Origin of the sequence: Nocardia xishanensis NBRC 101358, assembly GCF_001613365.1 — a bacterium.
Classification (GTDB): domain Bacteria; phylum Actinomycetota; class Actinomycetes; order Mycobacteriales; family Mycobacteriaceae; genus Nocardia; species Nocardia xishanensis.
The window spans coordinates 1-1,967 of record NZ_BDCF01000112.1 but is presented as its reverse complement, the minus strand read 5'-3'; the positions used below and the strand labels follow the sequence as shown (position 1 = coordinate 1,967).

2 protein-coding genes are annotated in these 1,967 nt (G+C 65.2%); one reads left to right on the top strand and one right to left on the bottom strand.

The features are described from left to right. The first annotated feature begins 294 nt into the window (after positions 1–294). Positions 295–813: a hypothetical protein gene (locus NX1_RS34880; protein WP_068069437.1), complete on the top strand. Its 519-nt coding sequence runs from the start codon at positions 295–297 to the stop codon at positions 811–813. 451 nt (positions 814–1,264) lie between these two features. On the opposite strand, the gene NX1_RS34875 is transcribed toward NX1_RS34880, so the two are convergent. Next, positions 1,265–1,543: a hypothetical protein gene (locus tag NX1_RS34875; protein WP_157120413.1), complete on the bottom strand. Its 279-nt coding sequence runs from the start codon at positions 1,541–1,543 to the stop codon at positions 1,265–1,267. Positions 1,544–1,967: the final 424 nt, after the last annotated feature.

Below are 1,967 nucleotides of genomic sequence, written 5' to 3'. Positions count from 1 at the left end.
GCTGCATTACCGTGTCTTGTCCGGGGCGGCTTGTACCCGGCTGGCTGGTCGACTCGACGCGCGCGTTATGTGCGGGTGGGTGCCGCCAGAGCAGGGAGCGCGCTTCCGTGCCTGTTACCTTCACCCGGTGTCATCCATCGAGGATCGTGTGCGGGCTGTGATGACCGCCCCATTGGGGGAAGTCCTCGTTGAGGAGCAGCCGGTGAGGCCGCCGCAGGACCTGGTCCGGCGATGGAACCTCCCTAATCCGATAAGCAAGCGCTGCTGCAGTGGGGACTGCCACCCGACGATCACATGCGGCCGCTTTTTCAGGCAGGGGCCGATCCGGAGCTTGTGCCCAACCTTGCCGGGGAACGAGAACGGCTGGCAGCATCGCCCGGCGAGCGGCTCTACACGCTGGTCCACTGGGGCCCGGAGGCACTCCAGCTCCGGATCGGCGCCGTCGCCGGGACGGGCTGCGTGCTGAAGATCCAGCCGAAGCCGACTACGACTGACGACCTTCCCTCAATGCTTCGGGAGGCTCACGCGAACCTCTACCACCCGTCCGTCGAGTTCTTCAGCTCGTCCGTGGCCCAGTTCGTCGAGACCTCTTGGCGCTGTCACGCGGCACACGGGATCGCCTACGAACTGTGGCAGGACGAGCCCGCGCACGACAGACCGTGGGAAGAGCACGAGGCATGGTTCAGCCGCCTCCACGACTGCGAGCGGATCATCCTCGAGCACATTGAACGGATCGATCGTCACGTCCGCGCGGATGACGCTCGCACCCTCTGGACGACAGTCGTCACAGAGCTCACTCATCCGGGCAACTGAAGCCCACGGAGCGACCTACGTTCGGCCTCATCGGCGCCACCTGACAGCGCGGAAACCCCGCGACTTTCGCGGTCCAGGTCCTACGTAATTTGATCTTGGCGACGGCAGTGAAGACGTGGGCCGATTCGTCAGCTACCGCGATAATCGCGAACGAATACCATCTTCTTCCCGGTGGGCCGCCATTCTTTCTGCGAAACCCATAGAGGAACTGCGGCCTACCGCTCCGCTGCACCGACGCTTGACCGCCCTGACCGCCGACAACACAGGTTATCGGCGGCCAGAACCCGCCCGACCGCCGCTCTGGCGGGCGACCCAAGTGGATCGTGCGCTCAGAGCTTCTCGGGGATAGGGAGTCGGACTGGCAGGGATCCCTATCCGGTCACCGCTTTCCCGTCGCGATCTTCCAACAGCTGAGTGGTGGCGGTGACCAGGCCCTGCGCTAGCTCGGATTTCAGACGGCTACTACGCAGGCGGCCCCCACCGCGAGCAAGCCGGGTGTGAGGATGGCGGCGATGCAGCCCGGAAGTGCAAGGAGACTGAGCCCGAGTGTAGGCAGCAGCGTTAAAACGGCGGGCTCGACCTGCACGGGGGAGGCCGGCTGGGAGGTGTCCGCCATCTGGACGGGCACGAGGGATTCGGTTGGGGCTGCGGTAGCAATGCCTGAGCCGAGGGCGATCATCGGTGCGAGCGCTGCCGCTGCCACGGCTGCGCGAATTTTGTTTGTGGCCATGACGCTTCCTTCAACGGATTGTGATGGGAACGCCCTCGTCTGTTGAAGGCTTTCCCCTTCATGCGAGCACCACTCCTTCAGCCTGCTCGTCGAGTGCGCAGAGGTTGATCGTCCCTCGGGTTGAAAATACTCAGACCTGGGGGTTCAATCGAGGTTCTGTACCGTCCGCACGCCGAAGCGGTGCACCAGAGCGCCCGGGCGGTGCCGCCGGAAGTGCTTCCCGCCCCGTACACGTCACCGGCCAATCGTGCCGAGGCGCACCGCCAGGCCGGCCAAACGAGCCACCGCCACCGGCGGGGCGGAAGCCACCCTGTCCGGCACGAACCCCAAGTGGCTGCGCTGGTGAATTCCGACGTCGTTTGTCGGCGAAGTTCGACGTCGGTTGGGGGCCGAGACCCGTTCGTATCGGCGAAACGGACCAGCG

What these genes read in the sequence shown, in the direction of transcription:
- NX1_RS34880 (WP_068069437.1), top strand. Translation starts at nt 295, where the DNA reads ATGCGGCCGCTTTTTCAGGCAGGGGCCGATCCGGAGCTTGTGCCCAAC.
- NX1_RS34875 (WP_157120413.1), bottom strand. Translation starts at nt 1,543, where the DNA reads ATGGCCACAAACAAAATTCGCGCAGCCGTGGCAGCGGCAGCGCTCGCA.